The organism is Azospirillum humicireducens, from assembly GCF_001639105.2.
In the GTDB taxonomy this organism is placed as follows: Bacteria; Pseudomonadota; Alphaproteobacteria; order Azospirillales; family Azospirillaceae; genus Azospirillum; species Azospirillum humicireducens.
In genome coordinates this window covers 137,152-159,349 of sequence record NZ_CP015285.1, presented here as the reverse complement: position 1 = coordinate 159,349, position 22,198 = coordinate 137,152, and the positions used below count along the sequence as shown (strand labels likewise).

17 protein-coding genes and 2 tRNA genes are annotated in these 22,198 nt (G+C 68.3%); 13 read left to right on the top strand and 6 right to left on the bottom strand.

Annotation, left to right across the window (positions count from 1 at the left end):
• Positions 1-255 precede the first annotated feature (255 nt).
• Positions 256-4,008: a vitamin B12-dependent ribonucleotide reductase gene (locus A6A40_RS00705; RefSeq protein ID WP_063633672.1), complete on the bottom strand. Its 3,753-nt coding sequence runs from the start codon at positions 4,006-4,008 to the stop codon at positions 256-258.
• 754 nt (positions 4,009-4,762) lie between these two features.
• Here A6A40_RS00705 and A6A40_RS00700 point away from each other — a divergent pair.
• The gene (locus tag A6A40_RS00700) at positions 4,763-5,230 is read left to right on the top strand and encodes a PRC-barrel domain-containing protein (RefSeq protein ID WP_063633669.1); all 468 of its coding nucleotides are present in this window, start codon (positions 4,763-4,765) and stop codon (positions 5,228-5,230) included.
• A 389-nt stretch (positions 5,231-5,619) separates the two neighbouring features.
• On the opposite strand, the gene rpsA is transcribed toward A6A40_RS00700, so the two are convergent.
• The 3 genes from rpsA to aroA form a co-directional block, all read right to left on the bottom strand.
• The gene (rpsA, locus tag A6A40_RS00695; protein WP_014246655.1) at positions 5,620-7,326 is read right to left on the bottom strand and encodes a 30S ribosomal protein S1; all 1,707 of its coding nucleotides are present in this window, start codon (positions 7,324-7,326) and stop codon (positions 5,620-5,622) included.
• A gap of 190 nt (positions 7,327-7,516) precedes the next feature.
• Positions 7,517-8,215: a (d)CMP kinase gene (gene cmk / locus A6A40_RS00690; RefSeq protein ID WP_063633666.1), complete on the bottom strand. Its 699-nt coding sequence runs from the start codon at positions 8,213-8,215 to the stop codon at positions 7,517-7,519.
• 4 nt (positions 8,216-8,219) lie between these two features.
• Complete coding sequence (gene aroA / locus A6A40_RS00685) at positions 8,220-9,596, bottom strand: 3-phosphoshikimate 1-carboxyvinyltransferase (RefSeq protein ID WP_063633664.1); 1,377 nt, start codon at positions 9,594-9,596, stop codon at positions 8,220-8,222.
• Positions 9,597-10,006: 410 nt separating this feature from the next.
• On the opposite strand from aroA, the gene A6A40_RS00680 reads away from it, so the two are divergent.
• Together A6A40_RS00680 and A6A40_RS00675 are read left to right on the top strand one after the other, a co-directional pair.
• Positions 10,007-10,399 (top strand): TIGR02300 family protein, encoded by a 393-nt coding sequence (locus tag A6A40_RS00680; protein WP_063633662.1) that lies wholly within the window; start codon positions 10,007-10,009, stop codon positions 10,397-10,399.
• 160 nt (positions 10,400-10,559) lie between these two features.
• Positions 10,560-10,635 (top strand) — tRNA-Ala (locus tag A6A40_RS00675).
• 280 nt (positions 10,636-10,915) lie between these two features.
• On the opposite strand, the gene A6A40_RS00670 is transcribed toward A6A40_RS00675, so the two are convergent.
• Positions 10,916-10,990 (bottom strand) — tRNA-Val (locus A6A40_RS00670).
• 181 nt (positions 10,991-11,171) lie between these two features.
• On the opposite strand from A6A40_RS00670, the gene A6A40_RS00665 reads away from it, so the two are divergent.
• The 7 genes from A6A40_RS00665 to A6A40_RS00635 all read left to right on the top strand — a co-directional run bounded on the left by A6A40_RS00665 (position 11,172) and on the right by A6A40_RS00635 (position 18,205).
• The gene (locus A6A40_RS00665; RefSeq protein WP_063633659.1) at positions 11,172-12,131 is read left to right on the top strand and encodes an N-formylglutamate amidohydrolase; all 960 of its coding nucleotides are present in this window, start codon (positions 11,172-11,174) and stop codon (positions 12,129-12,131) included.
• A gap of 553 nt (positions 12,132-12,684) precedes the next feature.
• A complete protein-coding gene (gene otsA / locus A6A40_RS00660; protein WP_063636053.1) occupies positions 12,685-14,094 on the top strand; it encodes an alpha,alpha-trehalose-phosphate synthase (UDP-forming) in 1,410 nt (469 codons plus the stop codon).
• A gap of 30 nt (positions 14,095-14,124) precedes the next feature.
• Positions 14,125-15,129: a glucokinase gene (locus tag A6A40_RS00655; RefSeq protein ID WP_063633657.1), complete on the top strand. Its 1,005-nt coding sequence runs from the start codon at positions 14,125-14,127 to the stop codon at positions 15,127-15,129.
• Positions 15,130-15,298: 169 nt separating this feature from the next.
• The gene (locus A6A40_RS00650) at positions 15,299-15,691 is read left to right on the top strand and encodes a winged helix-turn-helix domain-containing protein (RefSeq protein WP_063636052.1); all 393 of its coding nucleotides are present in this window, start codon (positions 15,299-15,301) and stop codon (positions 15,689-15,691) included.
• A gap of 310 nt (positions 15,692-16,001) precedes the next feature.
• Positions 16,002-16,577, top strand: coding sequence for a YgjV family protein (locus A6A40_RS00645; protein ID WP_063633655.1), 576 nt, complete (start codon positions 16,002-16,004; stop codon positions 16,575-16,577).
• 170 nt (positions 16,578-16,747) lie between these two features.
• Positions 16,748-17,326, top strand: a complete 579-nt coding sequence (locus A6A40_RS00640) for a YqaA family protein (RefSeq protein ID WP_063633653.1) — start codon at positions 16,748-16,750, stop codon at positions 17,324-17,326.
• Between the two features lie 33 nt (positions 17,327-17,359).
• On the top strand, positions 17,360-18,205 hold the full coding sequence (locus A6A40_RS00635; RefSeq protein ID WP_063633651.1) for a TrmH family RNA methyltransferase: 846 nt from the start codon (positions 17,360-17,362) through the stop codon (positions 18,203-18,205).
• Positions 18,206-18,239: 34 nt separating this feature from the next.
• On the opposite strand, the gene A6A40_RS00630 is transcribed toward A6A40_RS00635, so the two are convergent.
• On the bottom strand, positions 18,240-18,698 hold the full coding sequence (locus tag A6A40_RS00630) for a hypothetical protein (RefSeq protein ID WP_063633649.1): 459 nt from the start codon (positions 18,696-18,698) through the stop codon (positions 18,240-18,242).
• A 182-nt stretch (positions 18,699-18,880) separates the two neighbouring features.
• Here A6A40_RS00630 and msrA point away from each other — a divergent pair, with 182 nt between their 5' ends.
• From msrA to A6A40_RS00615, 3 genes are all read left to right on the top strand, one after another.
• Positions 18,881-19,522 carry a peptide-methionine (S)-S-oxide reductase MsrA gene (gene msrA, locus A6A40_RS00625; RefSeq protein WP_063636051.1) on the top strand — a complete coding sequence of 214 codons (642 nt, stop codon included), beginning with the start codon at positions 18,881-18,883 and terminating at the stop codon, positions 19,520-19,522.
• Positions 19,523-19,705: 183 nt separating this feature from the next.
• Positions 19,706-20,263: a PAS domain-containing protein gene (locus tag A6A40_RS00620; RefSeq protein WP_063633647.1), complete on the top strand. Its 558-nt coding sequence runs from the start codon at positions 19,706-19,708 to the stop codon at positions 20,261-20,263.
• Positions 20,260-22,191 carry a DNA translocase FtsK gene (locus A6A40_RS00615; protein WP_063633645.1) on the top strand — a complete coding sequence of 644 codons (1,932 nt, stop codon included), beginning with the start codon at positions 20,260-20,262 and terminating at the stop codon, positions 22,189-22,191. The genes A6A40_RS00620 and A6A40_RS00615 overlap by 4 nt, the downstream gene beginning before the upstream one ends.
• The last annotated feature ends 7 nt before the right edge of the window (positions 22,192-22,198 follow it).

The following is a 22,198-nucleotide window of genomic DNA, read 5'->3' as shown; positions in this document are numbered from 1 at the left end:
ATCCCCCCGGACATCCATCGGGGAACGCCGCCCCGACGTTCCCCAGGAGTGTCAGCTAACATGAACACACGCGGCGCGGTCAAGCGCTCGTCGCTTTCGGACCCTGCTGGTACAAACACACGAGAATGGTTCCAAACAGTGAACCGCGAATTCGTTTGCGCACAAGCAAAAGGGAGGAAGCGGTTTCCCGCTCCCTCCCCTTTCCATCGTCCATCGCCCTATGGCGCCCCGACGGAGCGCTGCCTGGAAGAAGGCTCAGCTGCAGCCGGTGGTCGACCCGCAGCTGTCGCACTTCAGGCAGGTGCCGTTGCGGACCAGGGTCATGTTGCCGCACTCGCCGCAGGGATCGCCCTCATAGCCACGGGCGCGGGCCTCGCGGATGCGGTCGAAGCGCTGATCGCTGGTGCTGCCGCCATAGGCCGTGCCGGTCGCCGCGGTGGCGGCGACATGGCCATGGGCGGTGGCTGCGGCGACCGCCGGGCTGACCGCCATGGCCGCCTGGGCGGACGCCTGGGTGCCGGCCGACGCGGTGGCGCTGACGGCGGCGGTGTCGGTGCCGGTGGCGGCGAAGGCCGCAGCGGCGCTGGCGCGCTGGACCTGACCGCCCGTCTGGCCGCCATGCAGGACGCGCAGGTTGTTGCGGACATAGCCGGTCGACGCGATGCGGCGGACGATGTCGGACGGCTGCACCGGGTTCTCCGGCAGGTCGCCCTGCTTGTCGCCGCTGCCGACCGTCGACGGCACCAGATCCTCCGGCGTGGCGTGCGCCAGATCGGTGCGGTTCAGGTAGGAGATGGCGATCTCGCGGAAGATGTAGTCGATGATCGAGGTGGCCATCTTGATGGTGTCGTTGCCGGTCACCATGCCCGACGGCTCGAAGCGCGTGAAGGTGAAGGCCTCCACGAACTCCTCCAGCGGCACGCCATACTGCAGGCCGATCGACACCGCGATGGCGAAGTTGTTCATCAGCGACCGGAAGGCGGCGCCTTCCTTGTGCATGTCGATGAAGATCTCGCCCAGGCGGCCGTCCTCATACTCGCCGGTGCGCAGATACACCTTGTGGCCGCCGACATTGGCCTTCTGGGTGTAGCCCTTGCGGCGGTGCGGCAGACGCTCGCGCGAGCTGCTCTTCCGCTCGACCACCCGCTCGATCACCTTCTCGACGATGCGCTCGGTGACCATCTGGGCGCGGGCGGCTGCCGGCGCCTCGATCACCGCCTCGACCGCCTCGCCATCCTCCTCGTCGTCGAGCAGGGCGGCCTGCAGCGGCTGGCTCAGCTTGGAGCCGTCGCGGTACAGCGCGTTCGCCTTCAGGCCCAGGCGCCAGGACATCAGGTAGGCGTCCTTGCACTCGTCGACCGTCGCCGTGTTCGGCATGTTGATGGTCTTGGAGATGGCGCCGGAGATGAAGGGCTGCGCCGCCGCCATCATCGTGATGTGCGATTCCCAGGACAGGAAGCGCTTGCCGATGCGGCCGCAGGGGTTGGCGCAGTCGAACACCGCCAGATGCTCGTCCTTGAGGAAGGGCGCGCCCTCCAGCGTCATGGCGCCGCAGCAGAAGGTGTTGGCCGCCTCGATCTGCGCCTTGGTGAAGCCGATGTGGCTCAGCAGGTCGAAGCCGGGAGCGTCCAGCGTCTCGGCCGGGATGCCGAGCGTCTGGGTGCAGAAGTCGGCGCCGATGGTCCAGCGGTTGAAGACGAACTTGATGTCGAAGGCGGTGGCGAGATTGCCCTCCAGCCGCTCCAGCAGCTCGTCGGTGAAGCCCTTGGCCTTCAGCGACTCGTGGTTCACGCCCGGTGCGGTCTTCAGCGTGCCGTGACCGACGGCGTAGAGCGCGATCTCCTCGATCTGGTCCGGGGTGTAGCCGAGCGTCTTCAGCGCCTCCGGCACCAGCCGGTTGACGATCTTGAAGTAGCCGCCGCCGGCCAGCTTCTTGAACTTCACCAGGGCGAAGTCGGGCTCGATGCCGGTGGTGTCGCAGTCCATCACCAGACCGATGGTGCCGGTCGGGGCGACCACGGTGGCCTGGGCGTTGCGGTAGCCGTGGGCCTCGCCCAGTTCCAGCGCCTCGTCCCACACGCGGACGGCGGCCAGAGCCAGCTCCTGGTCCGGGCAGAGGTCGGCGACGAAGGGCACCGGCTCGACCGTCAGGCCCTCATAGCCGTTCATTTCGCCGTTGGCGGCGCGGCGATGGTTGCGGATGACCCGCAGCATATGGTCGCGGTTGGCCTCGTAGCCCGGGAAGGTGCCCAGCTCCTGCGCCATCTCGGCCGAGGTCGCATAGGCGACGCCGGTCATCACGGCGGAGATGCCGGCGCAGTAGGCACGGCCCTCGTCCGAGTCGTAGGACAGGCCGGACGCCATCAGCAGGCCGCCGAGGTTGGCGAAGCCCAGGCCCAGCGTGCGGAACTCGTAGGAGAGCTGGGCGATTTCCTTGGACGGGAACTGCGCCATCAGCACGGAGATTTCCAGCACGATGGTCCACAGCCGGCAGGCATGCTCGAACGCCTCGACGTCGAAGGAACCGTCCTTCAGACGGAACGACATCAGGTTCAGCGAGGCCAGATTGCAGGCGGTGTCGTCGAGGAACATGTATTCCGAGCACGGGTTCGAGGCGTTGATGCGCCCCGAGGCCGGGCAGGTGTGCCACTCGTTGATGGTGCTGTCGAACTGCACGCCCGGATCGGCGCAGGCCCAGGCGGCGTAGCCGACCTTGTCCCACAGGTCGCGGGCACGGACGGTCTTCATCACCTTGCCGTTGGTGCGGCCGATCAGGTTCCAGTCGGCATCGTCCAGCACCGCCTGCACGAACTCGTTGGAGATGCGCACGGAGTTGTTGGAGTTCTGGCCGGAGACCGTCAGGTAGGCTTCCGAATCCCAGTCGGTGTTGTAGGTCTTGAACTCGATGGAGGTGAAGCCCTGGCCGGCGAACTGGATCACGCGCTGGATGTAGTTCTCCGACACCTGATCCTTGCGGGCGGCGAGGATCGCCTTCTTCAGCTCCTTGTTCTCCTTCGGGTCCAGGCCCGACTGGGCGGCGGCCATCACCGCCGTCAGGTGCTTCTGGCAGATCTTGGAGCCGGTCACGAGCGCCGCGACCTTCTGCTCCTCGTTCACCTTCCAGTCGATGTAGCCTTCGATGTCCGGGTGGTCCATGTCCACCGTGACCATCTTGGCCGCGCGCCGCGTGGTGCCGCCCGACTTGATGGCGCCGGCCGCGCGGTCGCCGATCTTCAGGAAGCTCATCAGGCCCGACGACTTGCCGCCGCCGGCCAGCTTCTCGCCCTCGCCGCGCAGGCGGGAGAAGTTGGAGCCGGTGCCCGAGCCATACTTGAACAGGCGGGCCTCACGCACCCACAGGTCCATGATGCCGCCTTCGTTCACCAGATCGTCGGCGACGGACTGGATGAAGCAGGCGTGCGGCTGCGGATGCTCGTAGGCCGAGGCGGAGGAGGTCAGCAGGCCGGTCTTGAAATCGACGTAGAAGTGGCCCTGGCTCGGGCCGTCGATGCCGTAGGCCCAGTGCAGGCCGGTGTTGAACCACTGCGGGCTGTTCGGGGCCGCCATCTGGGCGGCCAGCATGAAGCGCATCTCGTCGAAGAAGGCGCGGGCGTCTGCCTCGCCATCGAAATAGCCGCCCTTCCAGCCCCAATAGGTCCAGGTGCCGGCCAGACGGTCGAAGACCTGGCGGGCGGAGCTTTCACCGACGAAGCGCTTCTCCTTCGGCAGGGCGGCCAGCTTTTCCTGGTCCGCTTCCTTGCGCCACAGCCAGGACGGGACGGTGTTCTCTTCGACGGCGCGCAGCGCGGCCGGGACACCGGCCTTGCGGAAATACTTCTGGGCCAGGATGTCGCTGGCGACCTGCGAGAAGTTGTCCGGCACCTCGATGCCGGTCTGCTGGAAGACGATCGTTCCATCCGGATTGCGGATCTCGCTGGTCGCCTGGCGGAAGCCGAGGCTGGCGTAGGCGTCCTGACCTTCGTGCGTGAAACGACGCTCGATCCGCATGATGACACTGTCCCCTGCTTGGAGCCCGCCGCGGCGGACTCGAATGGAAATATGGTGCGACCCGTCCTGACGAGCGGCCGACGGTCCTATCCGCCGTCCGGCCCGGCAACGCAGATGGCGCCGTACGAACAGGAGGCCAGATGCCCGACTGTCCGCCGTCGCCGCTGTGCTGCCGACCGGGGCCGCCGCTCGCAGCCGGCCGGGTCACGTGGGCGGCATCCTAGCCAGCACGGCCGGGGCAAGCAAGCCCCACTCTGCTAGATATTGTGGTTGACATCACCGAACCCCTCAAAACCTTGATCTTGTGGTGTTCAACCCGTGACCGGGGATCCTGTTCCCACCAGCCAAGCAAATTTTTAAGGCGGCGGTGGCGGTCTGCAACACGACGGCGAGGCACAAACTGTAGGCACTCGAATCGCCGCCCCTGCTGGATCGGACGGCGCCACGCCCCGATTAGAGCGCAAAACGCGGCCAACCGCCAGAGCTTCGTTGCCGTGAAAATCAACATCTTGTTGCCTACGCCCCGTTGCACCCACCACCGATTCGTTGCGCTGCGACTCGAGGCAAGCCGGCGGAATCCATGGGGCGACTCGAAAAGCCGGCCATTTCCGGCCCCGAGTCGCCACCGGCCGCCGGGGATCGGGACACGGAAGAGGGGCAAAGCCAACCATCCTGCAACCATTCCCCGACTGCCCGGTTGAAGACCCTGGAGCCAAGGTGACTCCATCGTGGGTCTGGGGGAGGAGAGGCACCCATGCTGAAGATCACGCACAAGATGTGGGTGGGGCGGACCGTGCTGACACTATCTGCGCTGACACAGTTGGCAGCGATGGCGACTCCGCCGCCGGCTGCCGCGCAGACCATGATCATCGAAGGCTCGACTCCGGTCGTCGGAGCCGCGGTGGAGCGCAAGACCGGCCCCAGCATCGACCAGTTGATGAACCGCAACGTCGTGGGGGCGGACGGGTCGAAGATCGGCACCGTCACCGACGTGATCCTCGACGACAAGGGCGAGGCCCGATACATCGTCATCCACTCCGGCGGCATCCTGGGCTTCGGCGGCAAGGACATCGCGGCCGACCTGACCCTTGCCGACATCCGCGCCGGGATCGAGGCGATCCAGCTCCGCGACGTGACCGCCGCCAGCGTCCGCGACATGCCCCCATTCCACTATGACGACAGCATCACGTCCCTGACCCGCAGCCCGGAACCGCGGCGGTAGGCGGCGGGTGCTCGGCGGCTTGGGAGATCGAGAGCGTGGGCACAAGGCTTGACACGGATGTCACGGATTTAAACACGGATTACACGGATGTGGCGTCGCGAAGCAGTTGCGGGATGAAAAGCCGTTATGTCCATCAACAGAAACAGGCTTGCATTACATTCTCCAGTCGACGAGAAGTCCGTTCACCAAGACAAAGAATCCGTGAAATCCGTGCATAAATCCGTGAAATCCGTGTCGATCTTGCCCGACACCGCAGCACCTAACCGTCCATCGGCCGCCCACAACGAAAAAGGCCGCGCCCCAACCGGGACGCGGCCTTTCTCTTACCCTTCCGGGAGATCGCGAGCGCCCTCCCCCACAGTGTTGTGAGGGAGAACGGCCTCAGGCGATCACTCGTCGTTCTGCTGCTTGCGCTTCAGAGCGGCGCCCAGGATGTCGCCCAGCGAGGCGCCCGAGTCGGACGAACCGAACTCGGCCATCGCCTGCTTCTCTTCCTCCATCTCGCGGGCCTTGATGGACAGCGAGATGCGGCGGGAAGCGCGGTCGATCTGGGTGACCTTGGCGTCGACCTTCTCGCCGACGGCGAAACGGTCCGGGCGCTGTTCGGAACGCTCGCGGGACAGGTCCGACTTGCGGATGAAGCCGGTGTAGCCCTCGCCGACGGCCACTTCGATGCCGCCGTCCGTCACCTGCGTCACGGTGCAGGTCACGACCTCGTTCTTCTTCAGACCGGCGGTGGCAGCCTCGAACGGGTCGTTCGCCAGCTGCTTGATGCCCAGGCTGATGCGCTCCTTCTCGACGTCGACGTCGAGAACCTTGACCTTGACGCGGTCGCCCTTCTTGTACTCGGCGATCGCCTCTTCACCCGACTTGTTCCAGTCGAGATCGGACATGTGGACCATGCCGTCGATGTCGCCCGGCAGGCCGACGAACAGACCGAATTCGGTGATGTTCTTGACTTCGCCTTCCAGCTCGGTGCCCGGACCGAACTTGTCGGTGAAGGTCTCCCACGGGTTGTCCAGGCACTGCTTCAGGCCGAGGCTGATGCGGCGCTTCTGCGGATCGACGTCCAGGACCATGACCTCGACTTCCTGCGAAGTCGACACGATCTTGCCCGGATGGACGTTCTTCTTGGTCCAGGACATTTCCGAGACGTGGACCAGGCCCTCGATCCCCGGCTCCAGCTCCACGAAGGCGCCGTAGTCGGTGATGTTGGTGACGCGGCCCTTGAACTTGGCGCTGACCGGGTACTTGGCTTCGACGCCTTCCCACGGATCGGCTTCCAGCTGCTTCATGCCGAGGCTGATGCGCTGGGTCTCCGGGTTGAAGCGGATGACCTGGACCGTGACGGTCTGGCCGATCTGCAGGGCTTCCGACGGATGGTTGATGCGGCGCCACGCGATGTCGGTGACGTGCAGCAGGCCATCGACGCCGCCCAGGTCGACGAACGCACCGTAGTCGGTGATGTTCTTGACGACGCCCTGGAGGATCTGGCCTTCCTTGAGGTTGGCCACCAGCTCCGAACGGGCCTCCGCACGGCTCTCTTCGAGCACGGCGCGGCGAGACACGACGATGTTGCCGCGCGAGCGGTCCATCTTCAGGATCTGGAAGGGCTGCGGGGTGCCCAGCAGCGGGGAGATGTCGCGGACCGGACGGATGTCGACTTGGCTGCCCGGCAGGAAGGCGACGGCGCCCGACAGGTCGACCGTGAAGCCGCCCTTGACGCGGCCGAAGATGACGCCGGTGACGCGGGTCTGGTCGTTGAACGACTTCTCCAGCAGGGCCCAGGCCTCTTCGCGCTTCGCCTTCTCACGGCTCAGCATCGCTTCGCCGTTCTTGTCTTCCATCCGCTCGAGATAGACCTCGACGGTGTCGCCCGCCTTCAGCTCGGGCGGCTGGCCGGCAACGGCGAATTCCTTCAGCGCGACGCGGCCTTCCGACTTCAGACCGACGTCGATGGTGACCATGTCGTTCTCGACGGCGACGACGCGTCCCTTGACGACCGTACCTTCGAGCGACTCGGCCGCGCCCAGCGACTCTTCAAGCAGAGACGCGAAGCTTTCCTTTTCGACCGTGCGGGCCAGTGACTGTGCCATTGAAACTCCTAAAGGTGGCGCAAAAGCGGCCCAGTTCCGGTCCCTCCCGCGGCAAAACGGATGGGACCTCGACCGAACCGCCGCGCCGGGCACCACGCCCGGCGACTTGGTTGATGGTTTTCCGTGGAGGGAGTCGGACCCGTTCGCGCCGCCACCGGCGGCCCGTCAACGGAGGCCGGAAGCGGCGGCGTTACGCCGTGGGCTTCAGACCGGTTTTCGAACCGATGTGGGCGACCGCCATCGAGAACACCTGATCGGCATCGAGAGCGGACGTATCAAGCACAAAAGCGTCGGCAGCCGGACGGAGCGGGGCCACCGCTCTCTGGCTGTCGCGCGCATCACGAGACTTCATGTCCTCCAGGACATCGGAGGATATAGCCGGAATCCCCCGTCTCTGCAACTCCCTGAGTCGCCGTTCGGCCCGGACCTCCACCGAAGCGGTAACGAACAGTTTGGCCTGGGCATCGGGGCAGACCACCGTTCCGATGTCGCGCCCGTCCAGGACCGCCCCCGGCGCGCCGCCCGGCGGATGCGCCGCGAAGCGCCGCTGGAAGTCGAGCAGCGCGGCCCGCACCTCCGGCACCGCCGCCACCTTGCTGGCCGCCTGCGCCGCCTCGTCGGTGCGCAGCGCCACCTCCTGCAGGATGGGGTGTTCGGGATGCAGCTCATAGGCCGCCCGCGCCGCCGCGGCATTGTCGGCCGGATCGCCGCCGGCCCTGAGGACCGACACGCCGACCGCGCGGTACAGCACGCCGGTGTCGAGATGGGCGAAGCCGAAGGCGCCGGCGATGCGCTGCGACAGGGTGCCCTTGCCGCTGGCGGCCGGACCGTCGATGGCGACGACGACCGCCTTGGCAGGCGCCGACTGGTTGGAAAGCGGCTGCGTCATCGTCTCACGCCTCACCGATCTTCGCACCCAGCCCGTTCATCAGCCCGACGAAGCCGGGGAAGCTGGTGTCGATGAAGGCACCGTCGTCGACCGACACCGGTTCCTCCGTCGCCATGCCCAGCACCAGGAAGCTCATGGCGATGCGGTGGTCCATGGCGGTGAGGACGGTGGCGCCGCCCTTCGGCCCCTTGCCCGTTCCACCGGTGCCGTGAACGGTCAGGCTGTCGTCGGCGCCGACCTCCACCGACACGCCGCAGCGGGTCAGCCCTTCGGCCACCATGGCGAGGCGGTCGCTCTCCTTCACCCGCAGTTCCTTCAGGCCCAGCATCACCGTGGTGCCCTCGGCACAGGCGGCGGCGGCAGCCAGAACCGGATACTCGTCGATCATGCTCGGCGCGCGGTCGGCCGGCACCACGATGCCCTTGAGCGCGCTGTGCTTCACCCGCAGGTCGGCCACCGGCTCACCCGCCTGATCGCGGCGGTTCTCGAAGGCGATATCGGCGCCCATCTCGACCAGCGTGTCGTAGAGGCCGGTGCGGCGCGGGTTCATGCCGACGTCGTTCAGCAGCAGCTCAGAACCCGGCCGCAGCAGGGCGGCGACCGCCGGGAAGGCGGCGCTGCTGGGATCGGCCGGCACATGGATGGTCCGGCCGGTCAGTTCCGGCTGGCCGGTGACGGTGACGGCCAGCGCGCCGTCCGCCAGCCGCTCGGTCGTCACGGTGGCGCCGAAATGGCGCAGCATCAGTTCGGTGTGGTCGCGCGTCGGCTCCGCCTCGATCACCGTGGTGGCGCCGGCGGTGTTGAGCCCGGCCAGCAGGATCGCCGACTTCACCTGGGCCGAGGCCACCGGCAGGCGGTAGGCGATCGGGACCAGATCGCCGCTGCCGACGACGGTCAGCGGCAGCCGCCCGCCGGAGCGGCCGACGAAGCGGGCGCCCATCTCCTCCAGCGGCTTGGTGACGCGGGCCATCGGCCGCTTGTTCAGCGAGGCGTCGCCGGTGAAGACGCAGGTGATCGGATGGCCGGCGACCAGCCCCATCAGCAGGCGGGCGGCGGTGCCGCTGTTGCCCATGTCCAGCACCTGCGCCGGCTCCTGCAGCGCCCCCAGCCCGACGCCGCGCACGCGCCAGACGCCGGCGGCATCGCGCTCCGCCTGGGCACCCAGCAGGCGCATGGCGGCGGCGGTGTGCAGGACGTCCTCCCCTTCGAGCAGGCCATGGATCACCGTCTCGCCCACGGCGATGGCGCCCAGCATCAGCGACCGGTGCGAGATCGACTTGTCGCCGGGCACGCGGATGCTGCCCTTGATCGCGCCGGTGGCGGCGGAGCGCAGCGGCTTCACCTGCGTGATGGGGGCCTGCGTGGCGGGGGCCTGCGTCATGGGACGGGTCCTTCGGATCGGAACGGGAAGCGGTTGTGGCCGCCGTTCCTATCACAGCCCCCGTCCCGATGCGAGAGGGCGGGACCGCGTTCCCTGCCGCTCCCCTTCCCCTGCCCCCGGATACCGGCCGGGCACAAAAGAAAAGAGGCCGCGCGACGGCGGCCCCGAGGTCAAGGAGGAACCCAAATGGAGGAGTTGCACGATGTGCAGGTCCGTTCTGACCAGTTATGGTCAGCGTCCTCTGAAGGCAACCCCTGCCCGGTCGGGATACTCCTTTTCCGCGGCGCCTGCGCCCCGGCGGCATCCGGCCGCGCCGCCGATCCGGCATCTTTTTTTTGACAAGCGCCTCTGGCCGTGGCAAAGGGCGCCTCTTGAGAACCCCCCTGATTTATGTGACGGAGGACACTGGCGTGGCCAAACCCGAATGGGGCGTCAAGCGCATCTGCCCGAGCTGTGGCGCTCGCTACTACGACATGCGCAAGGACCCGCCGGTCTGCCCGAGCTGCGGTGCGCAATTCGATCCCGAGGCCCTGCTGAAGTCGCGCAAGGCCCGCCCGGCCCCGGCCGACGACACCAAGAAGGTGGCGGCGGTTGTGGACGAGGATACCGAGAGCGAGGCCGAGGAGAGCGAGACTCCGGAGCTGGAGGATGTCGAGGACGACATGTCCGTCGAGGACATCGAGGAGACCGACGACACTGCCGACGATGAGGACGACGTCCTGATCGAGGACACGTCCGAACTGGGCGAGGACGACATGGACGAGGTCGTCGACGTCGAGGGCGAGGACGAGGAGGAGCGCTGACCGGCGCCCTTTCCGGTTGGATGGGAGCGTGGTCGGGAGTGGCGGGGATGCCGGTGAGAAAAAGCGCGGAACGGTCGATTTTCCGCTTGCATCACTCCGCCGCCTGACTATTATCCCGCTCCACCAAGGCCGGACGGAAACGACCGGCCCCCAGAGTTAAGGGGCCATAGCTCAGCTGGGAGAGCGCTACAATGGCATTGTAGAGGTCAGGAGTTCGATCCTCCTTGGCTCCACCAATTAGAAAAGCCGGCTGCCTGAAAGGGCTGCCGGCTTTTTTCTTGCCGGGTCCTCTCGCCGTCCACTGACCCCAGCAGTCAGAAAGCGTCACACGAAAGCGGGTGCGCTGCCGCCCCCCGGCTGAAGTCGGCCACCCAGACACTTCCCAGCCAGACAATCAAAAACCGCCAAACAAGCCGAAGCCAGCTGAAGCCTGAGGGCGATCCGAACATGCCGGTTCTAACGGACACCCCAAAACGGCGAAGGCCGCGAACCCGTTCCGGTTCGCGGCCTTCAGAATGGTGGGCGGTACTGGGATTGAACCAGTGACCCCTACGATGTCAACGTAGTGCTCTCCCGCTGAGCTAACCGCCCACTGTAGCGACCGGCGGAGAAGCACATGGCGTCGTTCCGTCCGGCGTGGGCGGGTGTATACCGACCTCGGCGCGGGCGCGCAAGCCCTTTCATGAGCGCTTGCGCTTTTTTTGTCGGACGGCGGCAGGGCGGCGGGGGTTCCCGTGACAAGAGGCCCCGCTGTCCATTACATCATTGAACCATGGACGCCTCCTTCGACGCGCAGCGCGACGCCGGTGCCGCCACCGGTCCGGCCCCCGACAAAGCCGCCATTCCGGCCCCGCCCCCGGCCGCCCCGGCTTTCGAAATTCTGGCCCCGCAGAGCCAGAGGCTGCCGCTCGTCCTGGCGTCGCCGCACAGTGGCAGCGCCTATTCGCCCGAATTCCTCGCTGCCTCCCGCCTGGATGCCCGCGCGCTGCGCAAGTCCGAGGACTGTTTCGTCGACGAGATCTTCGCCTTCGCCCCAGGCTTCGGCGTGCCGCTGATCCGCGCCCTGTTCCCGCGCGCCTATCTGGACGTCAACCGCGAAGCCTACGAGCTGGACCCGGAGATGTTCGCCGATCCGCTGCCGGCCTACGTCAACACCCGCTCGCCGCGGGTGGCGGCGGGGCTGGGCACCATCGCCCGCGTGGTCGCCAACGGCGAGGACATCTACCGCGGCAAGCTGCGCTTTGCCGAGGCGCTGGACCGCGTCAGCCGCTGCTACACCCCCTACCACGAGGCCTTGCGCCGGCTGGTGGACGGCACCCGCGACGCCTTCGGCCATGCCCTGCTGATCGATTGCCATTCGATGCCGTCGGCCGCCAGCGCCGCCACCGCCGGGAAGGGCGGCGGGCGGGGCGGCAACCACCCCGAAATCGTGCTGGGCGACTGTTACGGCAACGCCTGCGCGCCTGCGGTGATCGACGCGGCGGAGGAGTTCCTGCGCGGCCTCGGCTATGCCGTCAGCCGCAACAATCCCTATGCCGGCGGCTACACCACCCGCCATTACGGCCGGCCGCGCCAGGGCATCCACGCCCTGCAGATCGAGATCGCCCGCGACCTCTACATGGACGAGGCGGCCCTGACCCGACTGCCCTATCTGGACGTGCTGGCCCGCCACATGACCGAACTGGTCGACACGCTGGGCCTGCTGCCGGCGCATGGGCTGGGACCGCGCTGACACCGCAAGGTGCCTCATCCGCGATTTTTGGGGCCATTGCCCCGTCCCTGCCACAGTTTCCCGCTATCCCCTCGCGGTCGAGCTTCCGCTTGGCATCGCCCCGCACCCCTGCCTTCGCGCAAAAAAAGGCCGCGGGCGGACCCGCGGCCTTCAGTCTAGGGAGGAAACGCCCAAGAAGTGCGTTACGCCAACACCCGCGCCGAAGCACGACCGTTGCCGCACTGCACAATATGGGCGCCTGCCCGCCCGGCTTCAAGGGCAAAAAGAATTTCCTATTCATTACATCGCGTTAACCTGCGTCCGGGGTATCGCAAAGCGGATAGGGCCGAAAGACGTTCGCTGCATTGCAGCATGATCCTTCGTGCAAGGGCATGACCGAAGGGACAGGAGGGGGCCGCACCTTCGGACCGCTGTCTTGAGCTTGACGGCCGATGCCCGGAACCAAGCCCGCCGACGGTCGTTTCAGAGTGGTCCAATGCCGGGAATCCGCCATGACGGTCCGGTTTGCGGGCTGCGGAACGCCCTGTCGGCGGCCAATAAGGAGAAGAAGATCGTGAGCAGGCTCGTCGTCGTATCCAACCGGGTGGCCCTTATGGAAGAGGGCAAGCAGGCGGCCGGCGGTCTCGCCGTCGCCATCCTGGCGGCTCTGAAGAAGACCGGAGGCATCTGGTTCGGCTGGAGCGGCAAAGTCGTCGATGGGGAGTCCCAGGCGGAGCCGACACGGACCGATGCCGGGAAGCTGACCTACGCCACGCTCGATCTCGGCCGCCGCGACCATGAGGAATATTACAACGGCTTCGCCAACCAGACCTTATGGCCGCTGTTCCATTACCGGCTGGGCCTGATCTCGGTGAACCGGCGCACGCGCGAGGGGTATGAGCGGGTCAACGCCTATTTCGCCGACAAGCTGGAGCCGCTGCTCCGCACCGACGACATGATCTGGGTCCATGACTATCACCTGATCCCCTTCGGCGACGAACTGCGCCGCCGCGGCTGTTCGCAGCGCATGGGCTTCTTCCTGCACACGCCCTTTCCCCCGCCGGAACTGCTGACCGCCCTGCCCAACCACCGCGACCTGATCCGCGAGCTGTGCGCCTACGATCTGGTCGGCTTCCACACCGCCACCGACCTGCGCGGCTTCTGCGACTACATCCGCACCGAGACCGACGGCACGGTGGAGCAGCGCGGCGCCTATGGCAGCGCCATGATCCGCGCCTTCGGCCGCACCCTGATGGCGAAGGTCTTCCCCATCAGCATCGACACCGAGGCGCTGGAAAGCCTCGCCCGCACCGCCGGCCGCTCGCGCCAGGCCGAACGGCTGCGCGAGAGCCTGGTCGGCCGCCGGCTGATCATCGGCGTCGACCGGCTCGACTATTCCAAGGGCCTGCCGCAGCGTTTCGCCGCCTTCGAGCAGCTTCTGGAAAGCTATCCGGAGCATTGCAACCGCGTCTCCTTCCTGCAGGTCGCCCCGCCGAGCCGCGAGGACGTGCCGGAATACATCGCCATCCGCCGCGAGCTGTCGGAGATGGCCGGCCGCATCAACGGCCGCTTCGCCGAGTTCGACTGGCAGCCGATCCGCTACCTGAACCGCAGCTTCGGCCAGCGCGTGCTGGCGGGCTTCTACCGCCTGGCGAATGTGGGTCTGGTGACGCCGCTGCGCGACGGCATGAATCTGGTCGCCAAGGAGTATGTCGCCTGCCAGGACGGCGACAATCCGGGCGTGCTGGTGCTGTCGCAGTTCGCCGGCGCCGCGCACGAGATGGGCGAGGCGCTGATCGTCAACCCCTTCGACATCGAGGGCGTCGGCGACGCGCTGCAGCGGGCGCTGACCATGCCGCTGGGCGAGCGCAAGGAACGCCACGCCGCCCTGATGCGGACGCTGCGGCGCCAGGACATCGGCTGGTGGCGTGAAAGCTATGTGGACGCGCTGACCCGCGCACCGTATGACTTTCCGGTCACCTGAGCATCCGTCCTCCATCACAGATCCGGATCCATGGCCGCCGACCTCCCCCCCGCCGCTCCCGGCACCGCCGCCTCTCCCATCCTGGTCGCCGACATCGGCGGCACCAACGCGCGCTTCGGCCTGATCGGCGGCCGGACGGTGCGCGACACGCGGGTGCTGCGCTGCGCCGACCATCCCTCGATCGAGGATGCGGCCGCCGCCTACCTCTCCGCGGTCGGGCTGGCGGCACCGGGCACGCCGGGCCGGCCGCGGCGCGGTGCCTTCGCGGTGGCCGGGCCGGTCACCGGCGACCGCATCGCCATGACCAATCTGGTCTGGCAATTCTCCGTCGGCCGGGTCCGCGACGCCCTGGGGCTGGACGGGCTGGCCGTCATCAACGACTTCACCGCCGTCGCCCTGTCGGTGCCGCGTCTGGCCGAGGAGGACCGGCGGCAGATCGGCGAAGGGACGCCGCAGCCGGGCGCCGTCGTCGCCGTGCTGGGGCCGGGCAGCGGGCTGGGCGTGTCGGGTCTGGTGCCTGGGGCGAACGGCCGCTGGACCGCGCTGTCGGGCGAGGGCGGCCATGTCACCATGGCGCCGGTCAGCGACCGCGAGAGCGCCGTGCTGGGCCAGCTGCGCAAGGGGTTCGACCATGTCTCGGCCGAACGGGTGCTGTCGGGGCCGGGGCTCGTCAACCTCTACACCGCCCTGTCGATCCTGGACGGGCGCGAACCGGCGGCCCTCACCCCCGCCCAGATCACCGACACTGCGCTGGCCGGGACCGATCCCCATTGCGTGGAGGCGGTGGAGATGTTCTGCGCCATGCTGGGCACCGTCGCCGGCAACCTCGCTTTGACCCTTGGCGCGCGGGGCGGCGTCTACATCGCCGGCGGCATCGTGCCGAGGCTGGGGGCGTTGTTCGCCCATTCCCGCTTCCGCAAGCGCTTCGCCGAGAAGGGCCGCATGCGCGAGTTCCTGGCCCCGATTCCCACCTATGTCGTCACCCACGAACTGCCTGCCTTCCTGGGCCTCGCCGAGGCCGCCGGGGCGGAGTGAACGCCGCGCCGGGGGAGCGGCCGGGGTGCGCCGGATCGCGCCTCCATCGGTGGCCGCCCCTATTGCGCCACTTGCCGCTTGAACCGGTGGGATCGTCCCCACATGCTTGTTCCGATCCCTGTTCGGATCCGATCGGAACGCCATCCCACCGGAAAGCCCCGACAACACCATGCCCACCGACCTTCGAGTCCGCTTCATGCACCCGTCGGGCGCCATCGGCCCCGGCAAGATCGCACTGCTGGAGGCCATCGACCGTACCGGCTCCATCTCCGCGGCGGCGCGGTCGCTGAACATGACCTTCCGGCGCGCCTGGTTCCTGGTCGAGACGATGAACACCGCCTTCCGCGAGCCGGTGATCCGCACCAACGTCGGCGGCCGTGAGGGCGGCGGCGCCGGCCTGACCCCGCTGGGGCAGGAGGTGGTCGCCCGCTACCGCCACATGCAGGAGGATGCCCGCAGGGTCGCCGAACCGCACCTGCGCTGGCTGGACGAGGTGCTGAAGGCAGAACAGCCCGGGGACGGGCAATCCAAAGACGAGGGTGGGACGCCGCCGGCCGGTTGACCTCTTGCTTTGCCAGCCAAGTCACCGCCCTGGCGGTTTCAAGTCATCGGCGAAGACCACCCAAGCACTGCGGTCCGTTTTTTCTTCCATGCGCACGGCGCAGCCCAGGGGCAACGGGAAGCCCGGTGGTGCCGCCGGGTGGCGCGCCGTACATATGGTTCCGTTGCAGCTCGGTCCCAGCGTGACCGTTCGGCAACAGCCGCATTCTCCCAGCACGCCATCCACTTCCACCACCCGGACGGACCGCCTCGGCGGCGCCGCACGGTCTCCTTGCGCCCTTCAGCCCCCGCCCTCCCGAGTCCCCGCCGCCATGCTGTCCCTTCCCCTGCCCGTCACCGCCGCCGATGCCTTCGGTGCTGCCGCCTTCGCCGGTTCGTGCCTGTGGCCGCTGATGAAGAAGCGCCGCGCCCTGCTGGCCGGGCAGGCGGCGACCAACCTGATGTTCATCATCCACTATGTGCTGCTGGGCGCCCACACCGCGGCGGCGCTGTGCCTGCTGGTGGTGACGCAGGCGCTGGTGGCCATGCCGGAGGGGCGCAACCGCTGGCAGACCGCGGCCTTCGCCGCCACGGTGCCGGCCATCGCCGCCATCGCCGTCTTCACCTGGTCGGGCCTGCCCTCGGCGCTGTCCAGCCTGGGCATCACCTTCTCCACGCTGGCGCGCTGGCAGTCGGATGCGGTGCGCATGCGCCTCTTGCTGCTGGTGGCCGGCGCCTTCTGGATCAGCCACAACGCGGTGGTGATGTCGCCTTTCGCCATGGCGTCCGACCTCTTCAGCGCCGCCGCCAACCTGCTGCGCCTGCGCGGCGAGCGCCGCAAGACCGCTCCGGCAGCCGCGGCCACGGCCAACGCCAATGCGGCGCCGAAGGGTCTTGCCGCCGCCTGAACCGACCGGTCCGACGCCGTCCCGCATGACCGGGCTAATGCCTCCGGATGGGTTCCGCCTGTCCGGGGGCGATCGAATTGGGCACTGGCGCACCGGCGCGCTCCCGCCTAAAAGGAGCCAAATGCGCCTTGCGGCGCACCGCAACGGCAGCGACAAAGGGCAGCCCATTCATGCTGAAGCGTCTTTACGACTGGACCATGGCCAAGGCCGCGTCGAAGGATTCGACCAAGTGGCTGGCCGGGGTATCCTTCGCCGAAAGCTCCTTCTTCCCGCTGCCGCCGGACCTGCTGCTGGTGCCGATGGTCATCGCCAACCGCAAGGCGGCCTGGAAGCTGGCGACGATCTGCACGCTGGCCTCGGTGGTCGGCGGCGTCGCCGGCTACATGATCGGCTATTTCCTGTACGAGACCATCGGCCGCTGGGTGATCGAGTTCTATCACCTGACCGACAAGTTCGAGCAGCTGCGCCAGACCTTCGTCGAGTACGGGGCGGAGATCCTGATCATCAAGGGCATGACGCCCATCCCCTACAAGCTGCTGACCATCACCGCCGGCGTGGCGCATCTGCCGCTGTGGGTGTTCATCGGCGCCTCGATAATCTCGCGGTCGATGCGATTCTATCTGGTCGCGGCGCTGCTGTACTTCTTCGGCCCGCCGATCCGCGCCTTCATCGAGAAGCGGCTGACGCTCGTCACCAGCGTGTTCGCGGTGGCGCTGATCGGCGGCTTCCTGGTGGTGAAGCTGCTCTAACCCGACACCTTGTTTCAGACAGACAGGACCTCCATGCCTCCGCGCGGGCGCCCGCCCCATCCCAGCCGCCCCCGCTCCCACCCCCGGCTCCCACCCCGGCCCGTCGCCCCCTCCGCCCCGGAGCCAACCGAGCAGCGCAAGCTGTTCCGCGTCGCCGGGCTGGCTGCCGTCTCCGCCCTCTTCGCCCATGAGCCGGAGCGGGTGGAGCGTCTGTTCTTCGACGAGCGGCTGAAGCCGGCGGTCGGGGCCTACTGCAAGGCGATGGCGGCGGCGCGCAAGCCCTACCGCATGGTGGAGGGCGAGGAGCTGGCGAAGGTCGCCGGCACCGTCCTGCATGGCGGGGTGGTGGCGCTGATGGCGCCGCGCAGCGTGCCGCTGTTCGATCCGGAGGTCGCGCGCCGCGCGGGCGAGCCGCTGCTGATCCTCGACGGCGTCGGCAACCCGCACAATCTGGGCGCCATCCTGCGCACCGCCGCCTTCTTCGGCCTGCCCCGCGTGCTGGTCTCCGACCATCCAGGCCAGGCCCTGCCGTCGGAGGCCGCCTATCGCGTGGCGGAGGGCGGCTTCGAGTGGGTGGCGCTGGAACGCGCTCCCGCCCTGCCCGCCCTGCTGAAGCGGCTGCGCGCCAGCCACCGCGTGTTCGGGACGGCGCTGGACCAGAGCCGGCCGACCGTCGATGCCGGCGCGCTGGCCGGCTGGCGTGGCACGGCGAACACCAAGCCGCCGGCGGTCGTGCTCGGCAACGAGGAGGACGGCATCCCGCCGGCCACGCTGGCGGCCTGCGAGGCGGTGCTGACCATCCCCGGCAGCGGACGCGTCCAGTCGCTGAACGTCGCCGCCACCGCCGCCATCCTCATCCACGCCCTGGCGACGGGCTGAGAAGGCGGGCTGAGAAGGCGGGCTGACCGCGCCCTTACCCAAGCATCAGGATCAGAAGCAGCGCGACCACGGCGACGGACGCCAGAGGCAGCAGCTCCACGCCATTGCGCGTCCAGGTCGGCGCCGCATGGCGATGGCCCGCATGGCCGTTCGCGATGTCGTCGGCCCAGCCATGGCGCGACGGCACCGCCCCCGGCGCCGAGACTGCCGGTGCGGCCGGACTCGCCATGTCCACCACGCCGTCGCCGCGGCGGTAGTCGCCGGTCTGCCGGGTCGGCGCCCGGTTGGCACGGCCGCGCATCAGGCGGGAATCGTCCAGTTCGACCTCCACTCCGGCCGCCTCGACCCGCTCGATCACCGCGGCGGTTTCCTCCGGCGTCATCGTGTCCACGGGCAGGATGCCGCCCAGCGCCTCGGCGCTCAGGCGGTTGCCGTTGCGCCGGCCATGCTCGATCAGCGATTCGACAAGGCGATCGTCGGTGGTGCTCGCCATGATGGCTCTCCTTGTTCAAGTTCCTCCTGGGTCACAGGGTCAAACGCAGAGAAACGCCCGAAGGTCCCAAAAAGCAGACGGACAGTCACCGCCAGCCACCCCTGCGCCATCTTGCCGCGGCCCGGCCGCGACCCGACATAAGGGGTTCCTCCAACGGATCGTTACTGATGGGAGACCCGACCATGCTGGGGCATTTCCTGCGCAAGCCGCCGACGCTGCCGACGCCGGAGGAGGCGCTGCCCGGCCGCAGCCACCCCGTTCCGGTGCCCGACGCGCATCATGTCAACGGCCACCGCCTCGCCCCGCCCTACCCGCCCGGACTGGAGGTCATCGACCTCGGGCTCGGCTGCTTCTGGGGTGCGGAGCGCAAGTTCTGGCAGGTTCCCGGCGTCTGGGTGACCGCCGTCGGCTATCAGGGCGGCCACACCCCGAACCCGACCTATGAGGAGGTCTGCTCCGGCCGCACCGGCCACACCGAGGCGGTGCGCGTCGTCTATGACCCGGCCATGGTGACGGTCGAGGATCTGCTGCGCATCTTCTGGGAATCGCACGACCCGACCCAGGGCATGCGCCAGGGCAACGATGTCGGCACTCAATACCGCTCCGCCGTCTACACCCACACCCCAGCCCAGAAGGCGGCGGCGGAGGCGACCCTGGCGGCCTATCAGGACCGGCTGGCCCAGGCCGGCTACGGCCCGATCACCACCGAGATCCGCGAGGCCCCGCCCTTCTACTTCGCGGAAGGCTACCACCAGCAGTATCTCGCCAGGAATCCGAACGGCTATTGCGGCCTGGGCGGCACCGGCGTCACCTGCGCCGCGTGATCGAGAGCAGGTAAAAGCCGGCCGATGAAAGGCGGCCCATGAAAGGCGGATTGCGGCGCCCCTGCCGGGCCTGGCCCTCGCGGTTGCGCCACACCGGCCCTTGCGGGTATGGTTCGGGCGGCTCTTGAAAGCTCCGGCGGCGTTACCCCCCGCGGGAGCGCCGCCCGTCCAGCTGCGATTGTCATGACCAAGGAAAGAACCGAGCTGGCGACGCCGTCCCTCAGCGGCCTGCTCGAATTCTGGCTCACCAAATCCGTCGCCGGCCGGCCGCCGGTCCCCAGCAGCATCTCCCCGGCCGACCTGCGGCCGTGGAAGGACAACATCGTCGTGTTCGAGGTGATCGGGGAGGAATCCGGCACCTTCGTCTATTCCTATTACGGCAAGGCGCTGGTCGCCGCCTTCGGCCAGTCGCGTCTGGGAGCCACGCTGGACGATCTGCCGCCGGAACAGCGCGCCGTGCTGCAGCCGGAATACGAGACGGTGCGCCGCGAACGGTTGCCCGTCGCCCGTGTCCACACCGCAATTTTCGGCGGCCGCAGCCGCAGCTTCGAACGGCTGGTCCTGCCGATGTCCAGCGACGGGGTCAGCATCGACAAGCTGCTGGTCGCCGCCTACGAGATGACGCCGCGCGAGCTGGCGGCGCGCGCCCCGCTATCCTCCTCCGGGCATGCCCCGGGGCCGGGCGGCTCCTCCACCGGTCCAGTCCCCCTCACCGTTCAGAAGCCGGGAGCCTCGGCATGACCTCGCGTATGCCGCATCTCGCCGCCCCGCCGACCCAGGCGGGCGTGGTGACCGCCGACGAGTTCAATCTGTGGTGCGCGCTGAACGGCCGCCCCTTCAACCTCGTCCCCAACCCGCGCCCCGACGGCCGCGTGATGTGGGATGTGGAGGTTCTGCCCGGCACCCCGCGCGCCGGCACCGTCTATTCCACCAACCTGTCGGACGAGGCGCTGGCGGTTGTCGCCGGCTTCGCCTTCCTGTCGGGCGTCGAATGGGCCTATGAGGCGCGCGACCCGGCGGAGGCCGCACCCCCCGCCGCCCCGTGCGAAGCCGCCCCGGCGGCGGACGCGGCAACCACCATCCCCGGCCCTGCCGCAACCCCGGTGCTGCCCTGCGCGCCCGCCGCTCCGGCCGCGCCGGCGGAGTATCCCGCCGTCTATTCGCTGCCCACCGTCTCTCTGCTTCAGACCCCGCCGCCGCGCCCGGTGCAGCAGCATGACGAATCGGTTCTGGCCCGCAACGCGCGGATGCTGGAAACCGTCCTGAAGAACTTCCGCGTCCGCGGCGAGATCATGGATGTGCGTCCCGGCCCGGTCGTCACCCTCTATGAGTTCGAACCGGCGCCCGGCACCAAGTCGGCCACCGTGATCAACCTGACCGACGACATCGCCCGCTCGATGAGCGTGGTCACCGCCCGCATCGCCATCGTCCCCGGCCGCAGCGTCATCGGCGTCGAGCTGCCGAATCCGGTGCGCGAGATGGTCTATCTGCGCGAGAGCTTCGACCACGACGCCTTCCGCAACACCACGGCCCAGCTCGCCATCGCGCTCGGCAAGGACATCAGCGGCGAGCCGGTGGTGGCCGACCTCGCCCGCATGCCGCACCTGCTGGTGGCCGGCACCACCGGCTCGGGCAAGTCGGTGGCGATCAACACGATGATCCTGTCGCTGCTCTACCGGCTGCCGCCGGAGCGCTGCCGCTTCATCATGGTCGATCCCAAGATGCTGGAGCTGTCGGTCTATGACGGCATCCCGCATCTGCTGACCCCCGTCGTCACCGATCCCAAGAAGGCGGTGGTGGCATTGCGCTGGGCCGTGCGCGAGATGGAGAGCCGCTACGAGGCGATGTCCAAGCTCGGCGTGCGCAACATCGAGGGCTACAACGCCCGCATGGCCGAGATGATCGCCAATGGCGAGAAGATGCCGCGCCGCGCCCCGGCACCGGGCGAGCCGGAGACTGTCTTCGACCTGACGCCGTCGGAGCCGACGCCGCTGCCCTACATCGTCGTGATCGTCGACGAGATGGCCGACCTCATGCTGGTCGCCGGCAAGGAGATCGAGGCGGCGATCCAGCGCCTCGCCCAGATGGCCCGCGCCGCCGGCATCCACCTGATCATGGCGACGCAGCGCCCGTCGGTCGACGTCATCACCGGCACCATCAAGGCCAACTTCCCGACCCGCATCAGCTTCCAGGTCACCAGCAAGATCGACAGCCGCACCATCCTGGGCGAAGCCGGGGCGGAGCAGCTTCTGGGCCAGGGCGACATGCTGTACATGCAGGGTGGCGGCCGCATCACCCGCGTCCACGGCCCCTTCGTCTCCGATTCGGAGGTCGAGGAGATCGTCCAGTACGTCAAGGCCCAGGGCGCCCCCAACTACGTCACCGCCATCACCGAGGAGGAGGAGGAGGCCGCCGCGGTGGAGGACGAGGAGGGCGGTTCGGCCGCGACCGGCGACGACCTCTACATGCAGGCCGTCAATCTGGTGGTGCGCGAGGGCAAGGTGTCGGTCAGCTTCATCCAGCGCCAGCTGCAGATCGGCTACAACCGCGCTGCCCGTCTGGTCGAGCGGATGGAGACCGAGCGCGTCGTCGGCCCCGCCAACCACCAGGGCAAGCGCGAGGTCCTGCTGTCCCACGCCGGCCTGTCGGCCAAGCGCGCAGGCGTGTGACAAGAGC